This window comes from Mariprofundus ferrooxydans PV-1 (assembly GCF_000153765.1).
Lineage (GTDB): Bacteria > Pseudomonadota > Zetaproteobacteria > Mariprofundales > Mariprofundaceae > Mariprofundus > Mariprofundus ferrooxydans.
The window spans coordinates 842,554-860,554 of sequence record NZ_DS022295.1 but is presented as its reverse complement, the minus strand read 5'-3'; the positions used below and the strand labels follow the sequence as shown (position 1 = coordinate 860,554).

Genomic DNA, 18,001 nt, shown 5'->3' with positions numbered 1-18,001 from the left:
GCGTTTGAATTCCTTCAGGTGGCCGGCTTAGCGAACGCCGATCCAGATTGTATGCCGGTTGCCGCGCTGTGCCGCGTGCGCTCGCACGCGTTTCTCATCCGTTTTGAAGCCGGTTTTCTTCATGCGTCTGGTAAACGCGGCATCGGGAGAGGCCGACCAGACCGTTAATACACCGCCGGGCTTCAGCGCGTTATAGGCATCTTTTAGCCCGCGCTCGCTGTAGAGCGCGCTGTTGTCATCGCGGGTGAAACCGTCCGGCCCGTTATCGACATCGAGCATGATGGCATCAAAGCTGTTGTGTTGCCCGCGCATGAGTTTGCCGACATCCTGAATCGCTACCTCAACACGGGCATCACGTAGCGGGTAGTCGGCCAGTATGCCCAGGTATTCGCGATTCCAGCGCACCACTGCCGGCATCAACTCGGCAACAACGATGCTTGAAGCGGGGCCGGCATGGCGCAGTGCCGCAGCCAGCGTAAAGCCGAGTCCGAGACCGCCGATGAGCATGCGGCTATCAGCCTTACCGGAGATATGGGCGCAGGCCAGATCTGCCAGCAGATCTTCCGAGTGGTGCAGGCGGGAGTTCATCAATTCGCCGGCCTTGTCCACGCGGATAGCAAACTCATCACCGCGCTGATACAGACGCAGTGTGCCGCCATGATCGGTGGCGGTATCGAGTAGTGTATAGGGCTTCATGACCGGGTAAAACTGCGGGCCACAAGGCTACAGGGGTAGCGCATGCATGACCCCTGTGGCCCGGTGGTGAATGCAGAGATGCGAATCAATAGCCCAGATTCGGAGCCAGCCAGCGCTCTGCCTTTTCGATGCTCCAACCCTTGCGACGGGCATAATCCCTGACCTGATCGCGATTGATTTTACCAACGGTGAAGTAGCGCGCTTCAGGATTGGCAAAATAGAGACCCGATACGGCTGCTGTCGGCAGCATGGCGAAGGATTCAGTCAGCTGCATGCCGATGTTGTTCTCCACATCAAGCAGTTTCCATAGCGTCTCTTTCTCGCTGTGTTCGGGACAGGCGGGATAACCGGCCGCAGGGCGGATGCCCTGATATTTTTCACCGATCATCTCGTCCATGGAGAGCTTCTCATCAGCAGCATAACCCCAGTAGCGCTTGCGTACATCGGCATGCAGCATTTCAGCCAGTGCCTCAGCCAGACGATCGGCCAGCACCTTGATCATGATGGCGTTGTAGTCGTCGTTTTCCGCCTCAAAGGCTTTGGCACGCTCCTCGGCTCCGAAAATACCGACGGCAAAACCGCCCAGATGGTCATGCTGCTCGCGGGAGATAAAATCGGCCAGGCAGAGGTTTGCACGGCTATCCTTCTTGTCCAGCTGCTGACGGACAAAATGGAAGCGGGCGAGCTCATCGTTGTGTGCCTCATCCTTCCAGACAATGACAGAGTCATCATCCGTTGCCCGGGCAGGGAAGAGTCCGAATACGGCGCGCGCGCTGAACCAGTTCTCGTTGATAATGGTATCCAGACGTTGCTGCGCATCGTCAAACAGCTTTTGCGCCTCTTTACCCTTATGCGGGTCGTTGAGGATGCGCGGATAGGCGCCGTTGAGCTCCCATGCGGAGAAGAACGGGGTCCAGTCGATAAATTCGCGAATCTCGGCAAGCGGGATATCCTGCAGGACGCGGATGCCGGGTTCTGCAGGCGCTGCTGCCAGAGTCTCGGAGGCAAGTCCAGTGCTGTTGGCTCGTGCAGCTTCCAGACTCAGCCAGTCCGTCTGCTGCTGACGACCCAGATAACGCTCTCTTACCTCTTTATACTCCTTGCGAATGCCCGCAACAAAGCTGTCGCGGTTGAGTGCCGAGATCAGATTCTGCGCCACACCTACGGCACGCGAGGCATCCTTGACCCATACCAGCGGGTGGGCATATTCAGGCTCGATTTTCACCGCTGCATGTGCTTTGGAGGTGGTCGCACCGCCGATCATGATCGGGATGGTAAGTCCCAGTCGAGTCATCTCTTTGGCGATATGAACCATCTCATCCAGCGACGGGGTAATCAGGCCGGAGAGGCCGATGATATCCACGTCATGTTTGACGGCTTCATCCAGTATCGTTTTGGCCGGCACCATGACGCCCAGGTCAATCACTTCAAAGTTGTTACACTGCAGTACCACGCCGACGATGTTCTTGCCGATATCGTGCACATCGCCCTTGACGGTGGCCATCAGTACCTTGCCGTTGGATGAGTTGCTGCCGACAGCTTTGCCGGCCTCAATATAGGGCATCAGCCAGGCAACTGCCTTTTTCATCACACGCGCCGATTTGACCACCTGAGGCAGGAACATCTTGCCATCGCCGAACAGATCACCGACGACATTCATGCCATCCATCAGCGGCCCTTCGATTACCTCAATCGGGGTGGCGAAGGCAAGGCGCGCCTCCTCCGTATCCTCATCGACAAAGGTATCGATGCCCTTGACCAGCGCATGCGCCAGTCGCTCGGCTACCGGCAGTTTGCGCCACTCATCATCGGCCTTTTTGACCTCGATACCGTCACCACGGTATTTCTCAGCAATATCGAGCAGGCGCTCGGTGCTATCCTCACGCCGGTTGAGCACAACATCCTCAACGCGCTCGCGCAGCTCTTCGGAGAGATCGTCGTAAACTGCCAGCTGACCGGCATTGACGATGCCCATGTCCATGCCCTGTTTGATCGCATGGTAGAGGAATACCGAGTGAATCGCCTCACGTACCGGATTATTACCGCGGAAGGAGAAGGATACATTCGATACGCCGCCGGAGACCATGGCATAGGGCAGGTGCTGCTTGATCCAGCCGGTCGCCTCAATGAAGTCCACCGCGTAGTTGTTATGCTCTTCAATGCCGGTGGCGATAGCAAAGATATTGGGGTCGAAAATAATATCTTCCGGCGGGAAGTCGCACACTTCGGTCAGTATCTTGTAGGAGCGTGCACAGATTTCGGTTTTGCGTGCAAAGGTGTCTGCCTGACCTGCCTCATCGAAGGCCATGACCACCGCGGCAGCGCCGTAGCGGCGGAGCAGGCGGGCATGATGGATGAAGGCCTCTTCGCCCTCTTTCAGCGAGATTGAGTTAACCACTCCCTTGCCCTGTATGCATTTCAGACCGGCCTCGATAATCGACCACTTTGAGGAGTCGAGCATGATCGGCACTCTGGAGATATCGGGTTCCGAGGCGATCAGGTTCAGGAAGGTAACCATCGCCTTTTCGCCGTCGAGCATCGCTTCATCCATATTGATGTCGATGATCTGGGCGCCGTTCTCCACCTGCTCGCGGCAGATGTTCAGTGCTGTATTATAATCGCCGGCCATGATCAGGCGCTTGAATACGGCAGAGCCGGTAACATTGGCGCGTTCGCCGACATTGACGAATAGTGAGCTCTCATCGATATGCAGAGGCTCCAGTCCCGAGAGACGACACTGCACCGGCAGGGTCTCGCCGCGTACCGGTAACGGGCGCGGAGCGATGCCCTCAACCGCTTCGGCCATGGCGCGGATATGTGCAGGGCCCGTACCGCAACAGCCGCCAATGATGTTGAGAAAGCCGGATTCGGCCCACTCCCTGATTTGGGCAGCCATATCTTCGGCTGTCTCGTCATAACCGCCAAAGGCATTGGGCAGACCGGCATTCGGATGAGCATTGATGCGACAGGCGACGGTGCCGGACAACTCTTCGATATACTGGCGTAACTCACCGGCACCGAGTGCGCAGTTCAGGCCGATGGAGATCGGTTTGGCATGCGCAAGGGAGTTGTAGAAGGCTGTTGCTGTCTGACCGGAGAGGGTACGGCCGGATGCATCGGTAATGGTGCCGGAGATCATGATCGGCAGCTCAACCCCGGACTCTTCAAAATAGCTCTGCACGGCAAAGACCGCAGCCTTGGCATTGAGCGTATCGAATACGGTTTCGATCAGGATGATATCGGCGCCGCCATCGATCAGGCCGCGTGTGGCATCCTTGTAGGTGGTAACCAGCTCATCGAAATGCACATTGCGAAAACCGGGATCATTCACATCCGGTGAAATCGAGCAGGTGCGCGACGTCGGGCCGAGCACACCGGCGACAAAACGCGGTTTATCTGCCGTGGCGTAAGCGTCGGCGGCTTTGCGCGCCAGCGCGGCACCGGCGACATTGAGCTCATAAACCAACTCCTCCATGTGATAATCGGCCATCGACGGGGTATTGGAGTTGAATGTATTGGTTTCAAGGATATCGGCACCGGCATCCAGGTAGGCCTGATGAATACCCTGGATAATATCCGGCTGGGTCAGGTTGAGCAGGTCGTTGTTGCCCTTGAGCTCACTTGCCCAGTCGGCAAAGCGTTCACCGCGGTAATCGGCTTCCTCCAGCTGGTGACGCTGTATCATCGTGCCCATGGCACCATCGAGAATCAGGATGCGGCGATCAAGTTGTTGTTTGAGAATGTCTGTTTGTGTCATGGCCGGGACCCTACCAGTACCGGTCTATGTGAGAAATAGTGTCATGTGTGCCATGCATCAGCCGCCATTAGCCATTACCGTGCAATTCGGCCATGATTCGGCTGCAATCTGACCGGAAGGGTGGCCAAGCAGTGCATACTGAGGATAAGAGAAAAAGCAGCAATGTTGTATGGCACGAGGCCACGGTTACCCGTACGCGCCGTGAAGCGGCCAACGGGCATCGCTCTGTTATTTTGTGGTTTACCGGCCTCTCGGGCGCAGGCAAATCTACGCTGGCGCATGCACTGGAAGAGCAGCTCCACTGCATGGGGATGCGTACGTTTGTCTTTGATGGCGATAATGTCAGACACGGTCTCTGCTCTGATCTGGGCTTTTCCCCTGCTGACCGTGAAGAGAATATTCGCCGGATCGGGGAGATGGCAAAGTTGTTTATCCAGGCAGGCGTGATCGCATTAACCGCTTTTATTTCGCCGTTTCGCTCTGATCGCGACCGTGTGCGCGCACTGGTTCCCGAAGGCGATTTTATTGAAGTGTACTGTCGTGCTTCGCTGGATGACTGTGAGGCACGTGATGTGAAGGGGTTATATGCCAAAGCGCGTAAAGGCGAGATCAAGGACTTTACCGGCATATCTTCACCCTATGAGGAGCCGGATGCACCGGAGTTGATTGTGGATACCGGCTCTCAGCCGCTGGATCTCTGTGTCGAACAGGTGATTCGCTATCTGACGGACTGCGGTATTATTAAAGCGAAGCTGTAAAATGCCGATGGCCCTGATGTGAATCAGTAAATATTGAAGCGGGAGGATAGATGAAAGGTATTCAAGGAGAGGCTGAATTATGAAGGGCATTATTCCGGCAGGCGGCTCCGGCACGCGTCTGCACCCGTTGACACTCTCCGTCAGCAAACAGCTGATGCCGGTTTATGACAAATGGGCAGGAGCCCATTTGGACGACCTGTCCAGGTCGCCCCGAAGGGGACGAGTACAAGATGTACGAGTTCACAAATCAGCAGGAGCCCATTTGGACGACCTGTCCAGGTCGCCCCGCAGGGGTGGAGCACAAGATGTACGAGTTCACAAATCAGCAGGAGCCCATTTTACTGTAGTCACAGAGCAGGAGTCACAATGAAAGGCATTATTCTGGCCGGTGGTTCCGGCACGCGTCTGCATCCGTTGACCCTCTCCGTCAGTAAACAACTGATGCCGGTTTATGACAAACCGATGATCTACTACCCATTATCCACGCTGATGCTGGCCGGTATTCGGGATATCCTGATTATCTCTACACCAGCCGACCTGCCGCTGTTCGAGCGTCTGCTGGGCGATGGTTCGCAGTGGGGCATCAACCTTACCTATGCCAGTCAACCTCACCCCGAAGGATTGCCGCAGGCGTTTACCATTGGTCGGGATTTTATCGGCACCGATAGTTGCGCACTGATTCTCGGCGACAATGTGTTTTATGGACAGGGTATGGTAAAGCAGATGCAGCAGGCTGCCGCGCACGCTTCCGGCGCAACGGTTTTCGCCTATCGCGTACAGGATCCCGAACGCTATGGGGTGGTCGAATTCGAGTCGGACTTCAGGGTTGTGTCCATGGAAGAAAAACCGGAAAACCCGAAAAGTAACTGGGCTGTAACAGGCCTCTACTTTTATGATAACGATGTCGTGGATATTGCAGCCGGACTCAAACCGTCGGCTCGCGGAGAGCTGGAGATTACCGATGTAAACCTGACCTACCTCAGGCGTGGGGAGCTGCGGGTGGAAACTCTCGGGCGCGGCGTAGCCTGGCTGGATACGGGCACGCATGAGTCGTTGCTGGATGCGGCACTCTATGTCGAGGTGATTGAGAAACGGCAGGGGCTGAAAGTGGCCTGCCCGGAAGAGATCGCCTGGGAAGAGGGGTATATTAATGACGCGCAACTGGAAGTGCTGGCCCGCGCGCTGGAAAAGAATGCTTACGGCCAGTACCTGTTGCGTCGATTGCGTGAGGGAAGGCACAGTTTTGCAGTGCAAAAGAGCGAGAGTTGAGGCTCAGAGGGAGAGTGATGAGACCCAGGTTTATAAAGGAATCGAAATATGAGTGACTATCGTCCCGTCAATATGCTGGTGACTGGCGGTGCCGGGTTTATCGGCTGTAATTTCGTGCGCTATATGCTGGCCAGTGATGCAGATGTGCGCGTCATTAATCTGGACAAGCTGACCTATGCAGGATCAACGGATAACCTGAAAGAGCTGCCGGACCAGAGTCGCCATATATTTGTGGAAGGCGATATTTGTGATCGCCCGTTGATTGATCGACTGCTGCGTGAGCATCATATCGACACGATTGTCCATTTTGCCGCTGAGTCGCATGTGGATAACTCGATTGCCGGTCCCGAAGTGTTTGTGCAGACTAATGTGATGGGCACTTTTACGCTGCTGGAGGCTGCACGCCAGTATTGGATGGGTGGAGCGTCAGATGCTGGATGCGAGACGACAGATGGGAGGCCAGATGCAGTCACCAGTCACCAGTCACCAGTTACTAGTCACGATGCGCCAGCGTCCTTCCGCTTCCACCATATTTCGACCGATGAAGTGTATGGTACGCTGAGTCAGGGTGATCCCGCCTTTAGTGAAGCCACAGCTTATGCGCCTAATTCACCCTATTCGGCATCCAAGGCCGGTTCCGATCATCTGGTACGGGCATGGTTCCACACCTACGGCCTGCCGGTAACAACCACCAACTGCTCGAATAATTACGGTCCGTATCAGCACGGGGAAAAATTTATTCCGACAGTGATTCGATCCTGCCTGGAGGGTAAGCCGATCCCTGTTTATGGCGACGGCTCCAATATCCGCGACTGGCTCTATGTGGAGGATCACTGCGCCGGCATTGATGCGGTGATTCGCCGGGGCGTGCCGGGTGAGGTATATAATATAGGCGGCATTAACGAGTGGACGAATCTGAATATATGCAAGCTAATCTGCCGGTTAATGGATGAGTTTCACCCACCAGCAACTCATCACCAATCACCAATGACAAGTTACGAATCACTGATCACCTTTGTCAAAGATCGTCCCGGCCACGACTGGCGCTATGCCATCGATGCCGCGAAGATGGGCAACACACTGGGCTGGCAACCGGCAGAGACGTTTGAGAGCGGTATCAGAAAAACGGTGCGTTGGTATCTGGATGTCTGATAAACAGTGGTTCGCCATACGCGTAAAACCGCGCCAGGAGTCGCTTGCAGCGGCGAATCTGGAGAGGCAGGGCTTTGAAGTTTATCTGCCGATGATCAATACCCGCATCAGTCATGCCGGTAAGGTCAGCTGGCAGCCGCGCCCGTTTTTCGCCGGTTACCTGTTTGTGCACCTCTCAATAGATGAGCAGCGCTGGACGACGATTCGCAGTACGGTCGGTGTGTTGGCTCCTGTTGCCTTCGGTACCTTCTATCCGCCGCTTAGTGATCAGGTGATCGCGTTATTACAGGCGCGTCATGATGAAAATGGTTTGATCGCGGTCTCATCTACGCCTGAATCGCCGTTCAGAGCAGGGGAGAAGGTGCGCATGCTCGACGGCGCGATGAAGGGTCTGGAAGGTGTCTTTATTGAAATGCGCGGTCAGGACAGGGCTTTGATTCTGCTCGACTGGATGAAAAAATCGATGCGTGTCGTGGCAGATACCGCAGTTCTTGCGTCAGGCAGGCGCTAGGCACGCGATAAAAATATCGGCTTCATTGGCCGTTATGAGCTGCATCGGAAGATGGATAACCATCACTCGAAAAAAGCCATTGACGCCGATGCACTTATGCCTAAAATGCCGGCCTCCAAGGCGCTTTAGCTCAGTTGGTTAGAGCAGCGGAATCATAATCCGCGTGTCCGGGGTTCGAGTCCCTGAAGCGCCACCAAACAAAGCAAGTAAAATCAACAACTTACAGAGGGTGGGCGGAAGCCCACCCTTTCTTTTCTTTGATTTCGGTGTGTGTGCGGTGTGTGAAAGTGGTTGCGCAATGAAATGCGCATGCTGCTTCAGAATCGATGGTTACCGTATCTTTGAGCCATCTGATCCACTGGGGTGAGCTTCTTTTCTCGCTGGTACTGAAGGCTGGAGGGGCGCGACGTGGTCATCATTACAGTCGCCCCCATGCCAGCCTCGATTATAGCTCTCCATCTCTCGGGGAATTGATAACTGTGGATAACCTGGTGGGTTTACACAATCAGGACAATCTGAATGGTGTCAGCACATCGGCCAATCTGACCATGGCCGCCTCATGCCTATACCAGGTCGTATCGCTCTGTTCTTCTTTCCTTCCCATGATCAAGGGGATTCTTGGAGTTGCAATGCTTTTCTGGCCTCATCACTTTCTGTTAGCCAATGCACTAAGTCATCACTGGCTAGGGGCTTGCTAATAAGGTAGCCCTGCCCGAGATTGCATCCAAGGTTTTGCAAATGTCTCCAGCCATCTTCTGTTTCAAGCCCTTCGGCAGTTGTTGTAAGCCCCAGACTATGAGCTAGGCTGATAGTGCTCTGAACAATGAGCGCTTGTTTCTCATCAGTCGAGATATTGGAGATGAAAGATTGGTCTATCTTGAGTTCATCTATGGGAAGGTCTTTCAAATAGGCGAGGGATGAGTGTCCTGTACCAAAATCGTCAATGGATAGCTTTACTCCCATTGAGTGTAATTGGTTCAATGTTGTACGAGCTAGTTCTGGATTTGTCATTAAGCTGCTTTCTGTGATTTCCAACACAAGATTTGAAGGAGGGATACCATGTGTTTTTAATGTTTCGCCAAGGTGTTCAACCAAGCGTTCATCTTGAAGGTTGTAGACTGATAGGTTGATGGACATCAACAACTCAATCCCCTGTTCTCGCCAGAGTTTAGCTTGATTAAGAGCTTCGTTGATTACCCAGTAGGTCAAAGAGTGGATGAGTCCAGTTTTTTCCGCTATCGGGATGAAGATGCCTGGCGACATAAATCCTTTGTCAGGATGTTGCCAGCGTATTAAAGCTTCCACACCAATGGCACAAGCGGTGTTCATGTCGATCTTGGGCTAATAGTGAAGAACAAGCTGATTCTGTTTAATTGCATGACGGAGTTCTCCGACTAACTGCAAGTGATCCAGCGAATCTTTTTGCATTTCCGGGGCGAATGTGGAAAAATGTTGATGGGTGGACTTGGCAAATTGCATGGCAGTTTCTGCGCACACAGTCAATGAATTGGCATCTTTTCCATGTAACGGATATATGGCGATGCCGATGCTCAGTTCGATGTTGATTGCATTACCGGCAATGGATATTGGTAAGGCAAAGGTGTCTATTATTTTTTCGGCAAGGCTTGTGTAGTTTTCTGATTTCTTTTGCGACGGAAGAAGGATAGCAAAAATATCGCCCCCAAGGCGTGAAATATGCTGCTGGTCATCAACAAACAGCTGAAGCCGATGTGCCACGGCTTTCAACGCCATGTCTCCGGCCGGATACCCCAGGGTCTCATTGATTGCTTTAAAATGATCTAGACCTATAGACAAAACGGCAAATGAATCGTTGAGGGAGGCGATTCTTTGATGCAATATTTTCTGGAAAAAAAGCCGGTTCGGCAAGGCTGTCAATGTGTCATAAAATGCCATGTGTTCTAAGTCTTCTTCTGCTTTTGTTTGCTTGGTTATATCCCTAAGAATTGCAGTGAAGTATGTTTCATTGGCTATGGTCGTCATGGATATATTCGCCTCAATAGGAAACTCTTCCCCGTTTTTGCGCCGAGCGAATATTTTCGAAGATGCGACCTTCATCTGTCTGGATTTGTCTGGATGGATGGGGAATTCGTCAATATATTTTCGATGTTTCTCCACAAAACGCGGGGGTATGAGAACCTCTTGCTTTTCTCCAATGATTTCGTCTTCATCGTAGCCAAATATGCGCTCTGCACCTTTATTAAAAGTTACAATTCTTTGACTTTTATCTACCGTAATGATTGCGTCGAAGGCATTGTTAACGATACCAGCCAAGCGTGACTCGAGTTTATATTTGGAAGCTAAAGATTGATTGTGCTCCATGATGGTTTCTTTCAGGTAATATAAAGCAATGAAAGCTAGAACGCTTACTATTAATCCTGGTAGTTCTTGCATCGTTTCCATCTGCAATTTGAGCGTGAAAGAATCACTATGATCAATCAGGGTTAAGGTTTGTCTCAATGCCATTAGGGCCAGCATGGCTGAGAGGAAAAGTACGCGGCGGTCATTAAGGCTTCTGAATATCTTGATTGACCATATGAATGCAGCAAGACGTAAAAGTATTGAAACAGTAAGGATGATACTCACATTAGGGTCCCTTGTGTGATGATATTATTCTGTTGACCCCGTATCCGACATTAATTTTGGCACAGGAAGCAAAAGCCCCGCTGGGATGGTGAGCTTGTAAGGGTTCAAGCCATAATCACCAGCGGGGTAAAGCGATGCTGAAGCAAACAGTTATACAATTCAAGCTTGAGACGATGGCTTGGGGCGACGGAAGAGATTCTGACCGTGCATGGCGGGCTGGCACTGTTTGGCGAGTTCTGCGCTGCGATGAAGTTGGGGCAGGAAGTCAATCGCCACCTTCCTGCCCCTGGTAGCGCGAAGGGCTTTCGTCCCGGCGTGTATGTACAGGCACTGGCGCTGATACTGCATGGTGGCGACGTTCGCTGGAGGATATACGGATGCTGGCAGATGATGACGGACTAAAGCCATTGCTGGGCATGCGTGTTCCGAGCCGATGCGCGGGGCAACTGGTTGCGCCGCATGAACATAAACAGCGGCCGATAGCCGAATTCGCCATTGTAGGCCCAGTCCGCATGCCCTTTCTTCTCTCCATGCTGCTCTAACACCGAGTCGTCCAACATGGATCGGGATAAGGCCGGTGGGGTCGGCAAGCGGCTTCATGAATCGCAAGGGGTGCAACGTCAGCCGCTTCAGGGATGCGATGTGCTCCGGACCGCATCTGTCAGGGGCCTCTCGCAACATAAACGAATCTGGCGTAATGAAATTACCCGAACAAGTGGGCTTTATAACTATATTTCTGTTACTGTAACCATTTTTCTCTGGTGGCCGGAAGTGGTAAAGCACGGCTTCATGTAATCATTTTTCTTGGATTGCTCCATAATATAATTATAATTCTCTTGTTGTAATGATTTTTCCGGAGAAAGCCATGACTGAAAACGTTCGGGACAGGTTGACTGAGAGACCCGCAGGGTATGCGGCACTTGTCGAGCGATATCATCTCGATGTAATCCCGAATTGGCACAGGTCCCTGGTGGCTACCCGTGGAATCCACCGGGTCGACTCGAGTGGCGGGATCGTTGAGGAGGTGTATCCGCCCAAATATTGGCCGGGAGATACGCTGGGCGATCATCTTGAATTCGCGCTCAAGTATGATGGCACGAATCTCGCGATACTCGCCAGCCTGTTTCAGGAAGTCGCAGAGGAGGACTTTCTCGAGTACGTCCGCTCCAAGCCAACCGGCAAATACGCGAGAAGGCTGTGGTATCTGTACGAGTTTCTGACCGGGAAAATGCTTCCGATCGACGATGTCAAACAAGGCAACTACATTGATCTGCTCGATCCGGATGAATACTACACGGTCAGCCTAGCCCGCCGGGTTCGTCGTCAGCGAATCAACGACAATTTGCTGGGTGACCCACGGTTTTGCCCAATAGTTCGTCGCACGAGAACCCTGCGCGACTTCGAAACAGCCGATCTTCCCAAGCGATGCCGCAGGGTGGTATCCAGTTATTCCCCTGAATTGCTGAAGAGGGCGCTCGGCTATCTGTACACCAGGGAGACAAAATCATCTTTTGAGATCGAACATATTAAGCCCACATCGACCAGAACCGAACGATTTGTAGCGCTGCTTCAACTGGCAGAGCAGGAAGACTTTTGCGAAAAGCCGCGTTTGATCGAACTTCAGAATCGCATTGTCGATCCACGATTTCGCGATTCCGACTACCGAACGAGCCAGAACTATGTCGGAGAGACAATCTCCTGGCAGGCGGAAAGGATACATTTCACATGTCCGAAGCCTGAGAATTTGGCCGACCTGATGGAGGGTCTGATAACTGCCCATAAGCGCATGGACGAGGGGCGTGTGTCTCCCGTGGTCCACGCTGCCGTTATTGCCTATGGGTTCGTTTTTTTGCACCCGTTTGAAGACGGTAATGGTCGAATCCACCGTTTTCTGATCCACAATATTCTTGCCCGTCGAGGATTTACGCCTAAAGGCATCATGTTTCCCATATCGGCATCCATGCTGAAGAACCCTTCCGACTATGACGCCTCTCTGGAAGCGTTCTCACGGCATCTTATGGCCTTGGTAGAATACTCGCTCGATGAAGATGGCCGCATGACCGTTCACAATGATACGGCCAGGTGGTATCGCTATATCGATATGACACCCCAGGTGGAGGCACTCTTCAAATTCATCGACCAGACCATTGAGATGGAACTCGCCCGGGAATTGGCGTTTCTGGCCAACTACGATGAGACAAAGAAAGCCATCCAGGCGATCGTGGATATGCCCGACCGGAAGATCGACTTCATCATTCGCTTCTGCCTGCAAAACAATGGCAGACTTTCGGCGCGGAAACGCTCGAGTCACTTCGATTTTCTGTCGGATGAGGAGGTCGCCCGTATGGAACAGGCGGTTCTGGCAGCCTACGGAAGCAGAATCTTGAACGATTGATTGATATACAAATTACTACACCATATTGGCTCCAAAATGGTGTCATTCGCGCGTTAATATGGTTTCATCAAGAAGCTCGGCAAGAGTACCGGAGAAAACTTGGGATTTTGTTCTTGAGGCGGCTGACGCTCTGGGAGTCATCGTGTCCGATTTCATTGCCATTGCCGCCCTCCACGAGGCTCATAAGGTTCTTGAGAGAGAAAGAACAGTGACTGTCACTCGGGAATATGCGTCGGCTTTCCTGTCCGCACTGGACAACCCGTCCGCGCCGAACCATGCGTTGCTGACAGCGGCCAAACGATCCTGAGTTGGAAATCATTATTGAGCCGCTTGCCAGGAAACATAACAAACGAGGTTTCCGGTGTGGCAACGATCAGCTTAATTTTTATATCGGGAAAATTGCTGCCCAGCATATCAAGAATGGGGTATACAGAATATTTGTGCTGGCGCCGAAAGCAAACCCGACTGTAATCATTGGTTATTATTCCATCACAACCTGTGATGTGCGCGTGGAAAGTTTCCAGCCATCGGATAGAAAAAAGCTCCCCAAGAGTCATCCGCTGCCTGCCGGAAGATTGGCCAGACTGGCGGTGACCACGAAGCACCAAGGGCAAGACTTTGGAGAAAAACTGCTCATCCATGCGATGAGAAACTTTCTCTCTGCGCAGGAGGCCGTCGGCATGTGCGCGTTATTCGTGGACGCCAAAGACGAAAGCGCAGGGAACTTCTATAGGAAATACGGCTTTATTCAGAGTTCTGACGATCCTTTGCAATTCTACTTGCCTACTGCGACGATCAGGAAGGCATTGAATCCGATTTGACACTGACACCCTGCGAGCTCTGTTGCATCTGTTTGTCGGGTCGGTCAAACAGCGTGGAAGGGTGGTTTATTTTCATGGTCAGATGCATACCTATGCTATGCATGGTAAGCATCTGGCAAACTGGCATCATGAGGCTTGGCTTTGCTTTTCCCTTCCTTAAAAGTATTTCTTGAAATAGCCAATGGTGAATCGGACGGTCACCGCAAAGAGGATGACGAAGGGAAAGATTACCGCGCGGGGATCCATGCTGACCGGAATGATGAACCAGACTGTCCACAGCAGCACGATGGTAAGAAACACGCTCCGCTTCAACCGATGGTACAGGAAGGCCGACTCCCGACCACCGTGGGCGCGTCTGAGCCAGCGACCTGCCCAGCCATCGCTTACCGCGATGAGTGTGGCAACCAGAAACAGCGGCAGGGTGAGAAACAGCACGGCCATTCTCTCGCCAAGAATCTGCACCGAATACATCGCCGCCTGGATCTCCGGCCAGAAATGCACCACCAGCTTGCGCACTTCGGTATCCGGAGGGTTCACGCCCGCTGGTTGCGAGAAGGCTCTGATCATGCCGTTGAATCCCGTCTCCTCGAACATCCACCGGTATGCCCCGGAGGCCCAGTGGGCGGCCAGCGGTCCGGCCTTGTCGATTGTCTCCAACGCCTGGATTCGGGACATGTCCTGGGCAAGCACGCCTTTCAAATGCAAATGCCCGTCCGGCCAGATCCATGATGCCATCATGACGTGGACAAACATGGCGGTCAGCAGAATGAGTGGAAGTCTCCAGGCAAGATACCATACGCCGGTGCGGATCGGCCGGGTTGGTGTGTCAGCCATCGTGTCCACCTGTCGCGACACCATCCGGATACAGCCATTCCACCATCTCGCCGAAATCCCGTGGCATCATGGGATCCGGGCCCGTGTGCGGCAGAGGAATCCTCAGCTTCCACAGCCTGGCACCGCCTAGCAGCGCGAACGCCTGCCCCTTGGGCAGTTGCACGATGTCCGCCGGCTCGATCATCGGCGCTTCTTTCTCCGTCAGCCGGTCCTCGTTGCGCGAGGCAAACTCCGTGGGGCTGGAAGCATCCGCCACATCGGTCACGCCGGACACGGCCGTCTTGGAGACCAGCTGCACCTTCGGCAGCTGATCGGTCAGGATCTCGGCTGTTCTCACATTCTTCACGCGCAGCATGATCAGCGCATTGAAGTTGCCCCCGATCTGTTCCGCCTTGGCTCGGTTGCCGATCCGCGCCTCCACATCGGCCCATGTCTGGGTATAGGCGGTGACCTGGAACCCGGCTCCGCCAGCCTTGTTGAGCAGCGGGATGAACTCATCGCCGATCAGCTCGTTGAACTCGTCCGCGTGCACCGAAATCGCAGGAGGTGCCTTTGATGAGCCAAGATCCGGCAATCCATAATCCAGGCCGAACTTGTACAGCTGCCCCGCGATGGAGGTCAGGTCGGCGAACATGGAATTGCCGACCGCGGCGGCCACCTCCGCGTCGCTTAACGCGTCCAGTCCGACATAGACGATGCCGCGCCGGCGGATGATCTGCATCCAGTCGATGATCGGGCGGGGGTCGTCCATATCGGTGTAATCGGGGCTCAGCAGTTCGGACACCTTGCCCGTCGTCAGCTTTTCCAGAAGCGGCAGCAGGGATGCGACGATCTTGTCGAAATAGGTCTTGTCGTATTCGAAGGCGGAACGGAGTCCGTCCGCCACCGGGTCGTACAGATCGCGCTGCTTGATGTAGCGGACGATGGCAACGGAGTGGATTCCCCGGTCACGCAAATGCTGGGGCAGAGATTCAGGCTTGATGCTTTCCTCGATGCCCTTGACCGAATCCCGCCAACCGGCGGGACCTGAGCGATCCAACCACCACGAACAGTATTCCACCAGCAGCGGTTCGATGTTGCGCACATACTTGGCGATGGTCTCGTAATCAGGCGTTTGCCCCAGCGCCACCAGCGCGCGGGCGATGATGTTCGTAAAGCGCCAGGCGAACTCCCTGAATGCGGCCGAATCGCCTTCGCCCGAGAGCTGGCCCGATATGCGGCCGGCCACCTCCGTGATGCGGGTGAAATTCGCCACGGCATTGTAGCGGGCGGAAATCTCCGGGTGTCCAAGATGGAAGATATGGAGATCTTCCAGGCGGCCAGCGCGCTTCGCCTCGGCGAACATGCGTTTCATCAGCTCCTTGTCTCCCTTGGGATCGAACACAATCACCACGTCGCCCCGGTGGATGTCCTGCGTGACCAGAAGCTCTTCGAGCCTCGTTTTGCCCACGCGCGTGGTTCCAAGTACCAGCGTGTGCCCGACGCGCTCGCCGATGTCGGAGTATACGGGGCGCTCATCCTCCATGCCGACGCCGTGCAGCGCCGGATTGCCGCCGACCGGGGGAAACGGCCTGACCGGGTTCCACCAGGCCGGCGCGCCCGTGATTTTCGGAATGAAGGCGAAGGCCCTGGATTTCTCCAGCCGGAATTCGAGATCCCTGGCCGCGCGGTATGCGCGTCCCGGTTCAAGGTATTTCGCATTCTCAGGCAATCGGGTGTCGAACAACCGCTGCGAATGCCTCTGCGTCCATTCAAAGCCCATGCCCCAGAACAGTTTCAGTTTCGATACCGGAACCGCATCCGGTTTCAGCACATAACGGGGCAGGCGCCTCAGGTGGGAGCGGTACCTGATCACCCCAAGCCCCTGATGAGCGCGCAGAATGGCCAGGGCGGCACAGCAGCCCGCGGCTCCTTTCGCGAGCGCTCCCGGCATCAGGAACAATGACGGGCTGGTGACCAGTGCCAGGGCCGATATGCCGGCCGCCGTGGCGGGGACGAACTCGACGGCGGCGCGCAGACGGCTTTCCACCGCATGCGCCATCAGATTGCCTCCTCCAGGGCCGTATTCACATACGGCGGCGAGTCGAACAACAGGGATACATTGGCAATCAGAACTCCACGAACGAAGGCGCCATCTCTGTCCCGCACGTTCCAGCAGCGCATGGGACTGCCATCACGGGCAACGTGGATCTCCATGGCCAACAGGTCGTCTAGCACCGCTTGCCAGTGGATGGCATCAAACTCCTTGAAGGCGCCCGGGCTGACGATCAGCACGCCATCCTCGACCACATGCACCTTCGCGCCCGGCACATTGACAGCTATCTCCCCTGACTTGATGCCTTCGCGGAGCCATTCGATAAACATTTCTCCCGGCCGTGCCGACTCATGCTCCTGCCGCGCGGCCGGCGTGCACATCTCCGTGGCGCATGCGCGAGCGATCAATTCCGCAATCACGCCGGTAGGCGGTTCAGCCAACGCCAGCCTCATGCTTCTGGCACATTCCGCATCGGCCTCAATCCAGGCCATGCCCATGGGTGGCACACACGCCACATCCATGCCCGCGCCTCGCAGGGCTGTTACCAGCACCGCGTAGGTCCATACATCGCGCAGGCGGTAGATGTCCTCGGCCGATGCGCCGGGCGGCAAGTAGACGCCTTGCCGGAGTGTGAGAACCCGCCGGGCAAGCTCCAGCGCATGTTCAGGCGCTGTTTCCATCATCGGTGCGCAAAGCGCTTGCCAGTGCCTTTCGGGAAAACCGACAAGCTTCCGGATCCCGGTTACAATAGGCTTTCCAGCCATTTCCTTACTACGCCCGGCTTTGGATAGGGGCTCTCTTCCTGCCAGACCTCAATATCGCCGGATCGGGCGAACACACTGAAACTTTCCCTGGTTACGTCCCAAAGCCGCCTGCCGTTGCTGAACCTGTAGAACAGGAAGGGCGCAACGGAAAGCTGCTGAATGAAGGCGGCACGTCCTCCATGCCGCACCGCCTGGGCAGCCGCAAGCCGCATCCATGCTTCCGGGTGTTCATCCTCGCACTCGATCCATGCCTCCACCCCGCAGGCGTTCGCGCGCAGCGCGGCCACCACTTCTTCGACACCCAGTCGTTCATCAATCGTTTCCATGTCGCAACGCTGGCATGGCGGGAGGAGTTGAGCTCAAAACATTCCCGGGATTCGCCGATGGTTTCGCCTCATGCGCTTA

At 54.6% G+C, this 18,001-nt stretch carries 16 protein-coding genes, 1 tRNA gene and 1 pseudogene; 10 read left to right on the top strand and 8 right to left on the bottom strand.

The features are described from left to right. Positions 1-27: 27 nt before the first annotated feature. Together SPV1_RS10980 and metH are read right to left on the bottom strand one after the other, a co-directional pair. A complete protein-coding gene (locus tag SPV1_RS10980) occupies positions 28-696 on the bottom strand; it encodes a spermidine synthase (protein WP_009851275.1) in 669 nt (222 codons plus the stop codon). Positions 697-781: 85 nt separating this feature from the next. Beyond that, complete coding sequence (gene metH / locus SPV1_RS10975) at positions 782-4,453, bottom strand: methionine synthase (RefSeq protein WP_009851274.1); 3,672 nt, start codon at positions 4,451-4,453, stop codon at positions 782-784. A 92-nt stretch (positions 4,454-4,545) separates the two neighbouring features. Here metH and cysC point away from each other — a divergent pair, with 92 nt between their 5' ends. From cysC to SPV1_RS10945, 6 genes and pseudogenes are all read left to right on the top strand, one after another. Continuing rightward, on the top strand, positions 4,546-5,211 hold the full coding sequence (gene cysC / locus SPV1_RS10970) for an adenylyl-sulfate kinase (RefSeq protein ID WP_009851273.1): 666 nt from the start codon (positions 4,546-4,548) through the stop codon (positions 5,209-5,211). Between the two features lie 79 nt (positions 5,212-5,290). Next, a pseudogene (locus SPV1_RS14375) lies at positions 5,291-5,383 on the top strand (sugar phosphate nucleotidyltransferase); the annotation flags it as partial. A gap of 194 nt (positions 5,384-5,577) precedes the next feature. Then, the gene (gene rfbA, locus SPV1_RS10960) at positions 5,578-6,480 is read left to right on the top strand and encodes a glucose-1-phosphate thymidylyltransferase RfbA (protein ID WP_009851271.1); all 903 of its coding nucleotides are present in this window, start codon (positions 5,578-5,580) and stop codon (positions 6,478-6,480) included. A gap of 48 nt (positions 6,481-6,528) precedes the next feature. Next, positions 6,529-7,632, top strand: a complete 1,104-nt coding sequence (gene rfbB, locus SPV1_RS10955) for a dTDP-glucose 4,6-dehydratase (protein WP_009851270.1) — start codon at positions 6,529-6,531, stop codon at positions 7,630-7,632. After that, on the top strand, positions 7,625-8,143 hold the full coding sequence (locus SPV1_RS10950) for a transcriptional activator RfaH (protein WP_009851269.1): 519 nt from the start codon (positions 7,625-7,627) through the stop codon (positions 8,141-8,143). The genes rfbB and SPV1_RS10950 overlap by 8 nt, the downstream gene beginning before the upstream one ends. A gap of 119 nt (positions 8,144-8,262) precedes the next feature. Further along, a tRNA-Met gene (locus tag SPV1_RS10945) sits at positions 8,263-8,339 on the top strand. Between the two features lie 410 nt (positions 8,340-8,749). Here SPV1_RS10945 and SPV1_RS14005 read toward each other — a convergent pair. Together SPV1_RS14005 and SPV1_RS14000 are read right to left on the bottom strand one after the other, a co-directional pair. Then, positions 8,750-9,472, bottom strand: a complete 723-nt coding sequence (locus SPV1_RS14005; RefSeq protein ID WP_009851267.1) for a putative bifunctional diguanylate cyclase/phosphodiesterase — start codon at positions 9,470-9,472, stop codon at positions 8,750-8,752. Positions 9,473-9,484: 12 nt separating this feature from the next. Then, positions 9,485-10,747: a diguanylate cyclase domain-containing protein gene (locus SPV1_RS14000; RefSeq protein WP_050754738.1), complete on the bottom strand. Its 1,263-nt coding sequence runs from the start codon at positions 10,745-10,747 to the stop codon at positions 9,485-9,487. Between the two features lie 165 nt (positions 10,748-10,912). Here SPV1_RS14000 and SPV1_RS10935 point away from each other — a divergent pair, with 165 nt between their 5' ends. The 4 genes from SPV1_RS10935 (at position 10,913) to SPV1_RS10920 (ending at position 13,963) form a co-directional block, all read left to right on the top strand. Then, a complete protein-coding gene (locus tag SPV1_RS10935; protein WP_009851265.1) occupies positions 10,913-11,149 on the top strand; it encodes a hypothetical protein in 237 nt (78 codons plus the stop codon). Between the two features lie 463 nt (positions 11,150-11,612). Then, positions 11,613-13,142, top strand: coding sequence for a Fic family protein (locus SPV1_RS10930; protein WP_040881848.1), 1,530 nt, complete (start codon positions 11,613-11,615; stop codon positions 13,140-13,142). A 58-nt stretch (positions 13,143-13,200) separates the two neighbouring features. After that, the gene (locus tag SPV1_RS14810) at positions 13,201-13,449 is read left to right on the top strand and encodes a type II toxin-antitoxin system TacA family antitoxin (protein WP_009851261.1); all 249 of its coding nucleotides are present in this window, start codon (positions 13,201-13,203) and stop codon (positions 13,447-13,449) included. A 1-nt stretch (position 13,450) separates the two neighbouring features. Then, on the top strand, positions 13,451-13,963 hold the full coding sequence (locus SPV1_RS10920) for a GNAT family N-acetyltransferase (RefSeq protein WP_009851260.1): 513 nt from the start codon (positions 13,451-13,453) through the stop codon (positions 13,961-13,963). Positions 13,964-14,119: 156 nt separating this feature from the next. On the opposite strand, the gene SPV1_RS10915 is transcribed toward SPV1_RS10920, so the two are convergent. The 4 genes from SPV1_RS10915 to SPV1_RS10900 are packed head-to-tail and all read right to left on the bottom strand — an operon-like array spanning position 14,120 to position 17,922. Then, positions 14,120-14,797: a DUF4400 domain-containing protein gene (locus SPV1_RS10915; RefSeq protein ID WP_009851259.1), complete on the bottom strand. Its 678-nt coding sequence runs from the start codon at positions 14,795-14,797 to the stop codon at positions 14,120-14,122. Next, the gene (gene traD / locus SPV1_RS10910; protein ID WP_009851258.1) at positions 14,790-16,838 is read right to left on the bottom strand and encodes a type IV conjugative transfer system coupling protein TraD; all 2,049 of its coding nucleotides are present in this window, start codon (positions 16,836-16,838) and stop codon (positions 14,790-14,792) included. Before traD ends, SPV1_RS10915 begins: the two co-directional genes overlap by 8 nt. After that, positions 16,838-17,596 (bottom strand): conjugal transfer nickase/helicase domain-containing protein, encoded by a 759-nt coding sequence (locus tag SPV1_RS10905; protein ID WP_040881847.1) that lies wholly within the window; start codon positions 17,594-17,596, stop codon positions 16,838-16,840. The genes traD and SPV1_RS10905 overlap by 1 nt, the downstream gene beginning before the upstream one ends. After that, positions 17,575-17,922, bottom strand: a complete 348-nt coding sequence (locus SPV1_RS10900) for a hypothetical protein (protein ID WP_009851256.1) — start codon at positions 17,920-17,922, stop codon at positions 17,575-17,577. The genes SPV1_RS10905 and SPV1_RS10900 overlap by 22 nt, the downstream gene beginning before the upstream one ends. Positions 17,923-18,001 lie beyond the last annotated feature (79 nt).

Excerpts from the sequence above, each read along its gene's own strand:
- SPV1_RS14005 (WP_009851267.1), bottom strand. The coding sequence starts at position 9,472 with ATGAACACCGCTTGTGCCATTGGTGTGGAAGCTTTAATACGCTGGCAA.
- rfbB (WP_009851270.1), top strand. The coding sequence starts at position 6,529 with ATGAGTGACTATCGTCCCGTCAATATGCTGGTGACTGGCGGTGCCGGG.
- SPV1_RS14810 (WP_009851261.1), top strand. The coding sequence starts at position 13,201 with ATGGTTTCATCAAGAAGCTCGGCAAGAGTACCGGAGAAAACTTGGGAT.
- SPV1_RS10950 (WP_009851269.1), top strand. The coding sequence starts at position 7,625 with ATGTCTGATAAACAGTGGTTCGCCATACGCGTAAAACCGCGCCAGGAG.
- traD (WP_009851258.1), bottom strand. The coding sequence starts at position 16,838 with ATGGCGCATGCGGTGGAAAGCCGTCTGCGCGCCGCCGTCGAGTTCGTC.
- SPV1_RS10915 (WP_009851259.1), bottom strand. The coding sequence starts at position 14,797 with ATGGCTGACACACCAACCCGGCCGATCCGCACCGGCGTATGGTATCTT.
- SPV1_RS10900 (WP_009851256.1), bottom strand. The coding sequence starts at position 17,922 with ATGGAAACGATTGATGAACGACTGGGTGTCGAAGAAGTGGTGGCCGCG.
- SPV1_RS10980 (WP_009851275.1), bottom strand. The coding sequence starts at position 696 with ATGAAGCCCTATACACTACTCGATACCGCCACCGATCATGGCGGCACA.
- cysC (WP_009851273.1), top strand. The coding sequence starts at position 4,546 with ATGATTCGGCTGCAATCTGACCGGAAGGGTGGCCAAGCAGTGCATACT.
- SPV1_RS10905 (WP_040881847.1), bottom strand. The coding sequence starts at position 17,596 with ATGGCTGGAAAGCCTATTGTAACCGGGATCCGGAAGCTTGTCGGTTTT.
- metH (WP_009851274.1), bottom strand. The coding sequence starts at position 4,453 with ATGACACAAACAGACATTCTCAAACAACAACTTGATCGCCGCATCCTG.
- rfbA (WP_009851271.1), top strand. The coding sequence starts at position 5,578 with ATGAAAGGCATTATTCTGGCCGGTGGTTCCGGCACGCGTCTGCATCCG.
- SPV1_RS10930 (WP_040881848.1), top strand. The coding sequence starts at position 11,613 with ATGACTGAAAACGTTCGGGACAGGTTGACTGAGAGACCCGCAGGGTAT.